Origin of the sequence: Planktotalea sp. (assembly GCF_049680325.1) — a bacterium.
GTDB lineage: Bacteria > Pseudomonadota > Alphaproteobacteria > Rhodobacterales > Rhodobacteraceae > Planktotalea.
In genome coordinates this window covers 1-3,622 of record NZ_JBAUHO010000370.1, presented here as the reverse complement: position 1 = coordinate 3,622, position 3,622 = coordinate 1, and the positions used below count along the sequence as shown (strand labels likewise).

Below are 3,622 nucleotides of genomic sequence, written 5' to 3'. Positions count from 1 at the left end.
TCCATTGCCGATGATCTGAAGGGCGTGGTTTCCACTGCTGATGACGTTGCCGTTAACGCCGATCAACAATTCAGAATCCGCTCCGATACTCGCGCCAAGTGAACTGCCGTAGAGGGTTCCGAGAACGGTCAGGTTCGCGTCGGTTGCTGCGGATGCGTCAAGAGCTGTGCCTGTCGAAGTCGTGGTTGAACCTGTGGTCAAAAGATAATCGTCGGTTGCGCCTAGCGTTACGGTGCCAGTGGTGCCTGTGTCTACTATAAGTACCATGGTGTTAGTTCCTTTTGAAAAATGCGATCAGGCCATCGGCCTGTGCGCGCTTGAAATAGAAATTTGATAAGTAAGACCCATGCAGGCAGCCGAGCCTATCAGCGTTAACGCTATTGCCTGTCGTCATTTCGGTCATACCCCATATGGGGTACGCCGACGAAAAAACTGGTGGAAACAAGAGTTTGAGAGCGGCTTTGTACGCGGTGCGCGAATCAAAGTTCATGTGACGGTCCCGCGCGATTAGGGCGAATTAGGTTGTTTTCGTATCAATAGGCGACGTCTGGGCCGCTATTTATGCGCAAGATTGCCCCGTTTGGCGGTATTTTTCGCGTTCAGGCTTCCCCGCGCGGCCAAAGGACGTATAGTTGAGCGAACCGCTGCAAAGCGAACAGGACTATCGGGGGGCCGAACGATGATACGATCTGAATTGATCCAAAAACTAGCAGACGAAAATCCGCATCTTTATCAACGTGACGTTGAGCGCATCGTGAATACGGTCTTTGAAGAGATCACAGATGCCATGTCGCGCGGCGATCGGGTTGAACTGCGTGGCTTTGGCGCGTTTTCTGTCAAAAAACGAGATGCTAGAATTGGACGCAACCCGCGTACTGGTGAATCTGTGCCAGTGGAAGAAAAGCATGTGCCTTTCTTCAAGACGGGAAAACTGCTGCGTGACCGGCTGAACGGAAAGTAAATTAAGTAATGCGTTATATTAAGTATGCTATGCTCGCCGCTATTGCGGTGGTCCTTATCGCTGTGGCACTGGCCAATCGCGGTATCGTCACTTTGAAACTTTTGCCAGTTGATCTGGCAAATCTGGTCGGGCTGAACCAGTCCATCGACTTGCCTTTGTTTGTTGTGATCTTCGGCGGGGTGGCTGCGGGCCTTTTGATCGGCTTCCTCTGGGAGTGGATTCGCGAGTACAAGCAGCGTGCAGAAGCCGCCGCGCAAAAGCGCGAGATGGATCGCATGCGCCGCGAATTGAAGCGCCTGAAGGCCGAAAAGCACGAGGGCAAGGATGACGTGCTCGCGCTGCTCGACGAGGCGAGCTAGGGCAGATGCCTGTTTTGGTTGGCGCGGGCGCTGGTATGGCCCAGCCATCAGCAATATCGGTGAAAATTTGCGGACTAAGGACACAGGCGGATGTCGCCGCAGCTGCTGAGGCGGGCGCGAGCTATGTCGGCTTTGTCTTTTTCGAAAAATCCCCGCGCTCTGTAACGGTGGAACAGGCACGCGCGCTTGCCATTGATGTTCCCTTGGGCGTCGCCAAGGTGGCCTTGGTGGTGAATGCCAGCGATGCAGAGCTGGATGCGATCACCGACGCGGTTCCTTTGGATATGCTTCAACTGCATGGCCGCGAAACGCCAGAGCGCGTGGCCGAGATCAAGGCGCGCTATGGGCTGCCTGTGATGAAGGCACTCGGTGTTGCCGACGCAGATGATTTGCCAGCCATTGAAGCCTATAGCGCTGTTGCCGATCAGCTTTTGATCGATGCCAAAGCGCCAAAGGGCGCGGTGCTTCCCGGTGGGAACGGACTAGCCTTTGACTGGCGTTTGATCGCGGGCAAAAACTGGGGCGTGCCGTGGATGTTGGCGGGTGGTCTGACGCCCGCGAATGCGGCTGAGGCTGCACGTATGACGGGCGCGCGCCAGCTTGATGTCAGCTCTGGCGTAGAAAGCGCGCCCGGGGTGAAGGATGCGACGCTGATGCGTGCATTCATTGAGGCCGCAAAAGCCTAACAACGCTTGCCGCCAGCCAGTGCGCGCGCTACTTAGCGAGCAAGCTCAGGGAGACGGGTAAATGGCAGACGATCTTTTCAATTCTTTCATGAACGGCCCTGACGAGAATGGCCGTTTCGGTGACTTTGGCGGGCGCTTTGTGTCCGAGACATTGATGCCGCTGATCCTCTCGCTTGAGGAAGAGTATGAAAAAGCCAAGACGGACGAAGCGTTCTGGGCTGAAATGCACGATCTGTGGACACATTACGTGGGCCGTCCGTCACCCCTGTATTATGCCGAGCGTTTGACGCAGCATTTGGGCGGCGCGAAGATCTATCTCAAGCGCGACGAGCTGAACCACACGGGCGCGCATAAGATCAACAATGTGCTGGGGCAGATCATTCTGGCGCGGCGCATGGGTAAAACGCGGATCATCGCAGAAACCGGCGCGGGCCAGCACGGCGTCGCGACGGCGACAGTTTGCGCCAAGTTCGGTCTGAAGTGCATCGTGTATATGGGCGCGCATGACGTCGAGCGTCAGGCTCCGAACGTGTTCCGCATGAAGCTGCTGGGCGCGGAAGTGATCCCTGTGACTTCTGGACGTGGCACGTTGAAGGACGCGATGAACGACGCGCTGCGCGATTGGGTGACGAACGTGCGCGATACGTTCTATTGCATCGGCACCGTGGCTGGGCCGCACCCGTATCCCGCGATGGTGCGCGATTTCCAAAGCATCATCGGCAAGGAAGTGCGCGAGCAAATGCACGAGGCCGAAGGCCGTTTACCCGACACGTTGATCGCAGCTATCGGCGGCGGCTCTAACGCGATGGGGTTGTTCTTTCCCTTCCTTGACGACAAGTCGGTGAACATCATCGGCGTCGAGGCCGGCGGTAAAGGCGTGAACATGAAGATGGAGCATTGCGCATCCTTGACGGGCGGTCGCCCCGGGGTGCTGCACGGCAACCGCACTTATTTGCTGCAAGATGACGACGGGCAGATATTGGAAGGCTATTCGATTTCTGCGGGTCTTGATTATCCGGGCATTGGCCCAGAGCATGCTTGGCTACACGAGATCGGCCGGGCGAAGTATGTGTCGATCACCGATAAGGAAGCGCTTGAAGCGTTCCAGCTTTCCTGCGCTTTGGAAGGGATCATTCCCGCGCTTGAGCCATCGCACGCACTTGCGCATGTCATGAAAATCGCGGGCGATCTGCCAAAGGATCACCTGCTGGTGATGAACATGTGCGGACGCGGTGACAAAGACATCTTCTCTGTCGCGCGCCATCTGGGCTTTGATATGAGTGGCCAAGACGGGCGATAAGCTGTCGCATTATGACTTATGAAGGGCGTCCCGATCGGGGCGCCTTTTTTGTTTCGGGCATAAACCCCAAGTATAGATTTCTAAACCTCGGTCCCAAGTGTCGGGGCCTAATCCAACGGCCAATATCCAGGTCAGTTCCGGGGATGCATGTGTTGTGCATCGAAACAAATAAATGGAACTGAAAAATGCTACGGATGTTGATGATGATCGTAAATGTGTCGTCGTTCTGGTCGGCTGCAGATGCGCAAACAACGCCTGCAAGTATCGCGGCCCAACTACAAACGGCGGGCATAGAGGACATGGTAGTCTTCAGCGG

Annotated in this window: 5 protein-coding genes; 4 read left to right on the top strand and 1 reads right to left on the bottom strand. The window is 56.0% G+C overall.

What is annotated here, in order from left to right; all coding sequences use genetic code 11:
- Positions 1–267, bottom strand: a 267-nt coding sequence (locus WBC85_RS16560; RefSeq protein WP_424439894.1) for a hypothetical protein, incomplete at its 3' end; no start/stop codon positions are given.
- 412 nt (positions 268–679) lie between these two features.
- Here WBC85_RS16560 and ihfB point away from each other — a divergent pair.
- From ihfB to trpB, 4 genes are all read left to right on the top strand, one after another.
- On the top strand, positions 680–961 hold the full coding sequence (gene ihfB / locus WBC85_RS16555) for an integration host factor subunit beta (protein ID WP_424439891.1): 282 nt from the start codon (positions 680–682) through the stop codon (positions 959–961).
- A gap of 8 nt (positions 962–969) precedes the next feature.
- Positions 970–1,320: a lipopolysaccharide assembly protein LapA domain-containing protein gene (locus WBC85_RS16550; protein ID WP_424439888.1), complete on the top strand. Its 351-nt coding sequence runs from the start codon at positions 970–972 to the stop codon at positions 1,318–1,320.
- A 35-nt stretch (positions 1,321–1,355) separates the two neighbouring features.
- A complete protein-coding gene (locus WBC85_RS16545) occupies positions 1,356–2,006 on the top strand; it encodes a phosphoribosylanthranilate isomerase (protein WP_424439885.1) in 651 nt (216 codons plus the stop codon).
- Between the two features lie 61 nt (positions 2,007–2,067).
- Positions 2,068–3,306: a tryptophan synthase subunit beta gene (gene trpB, locus WBC85_RS16540; RefSeq protein WP_424439882.1), complete on the top strand. Its 1,239-nt coding sequence runs from the start codon at positions 2,068–2,070 to the stop codon at positions 3,304–3,306.
- Positions 3,307–3,622 lie beyond the last annotated feature (316 nt).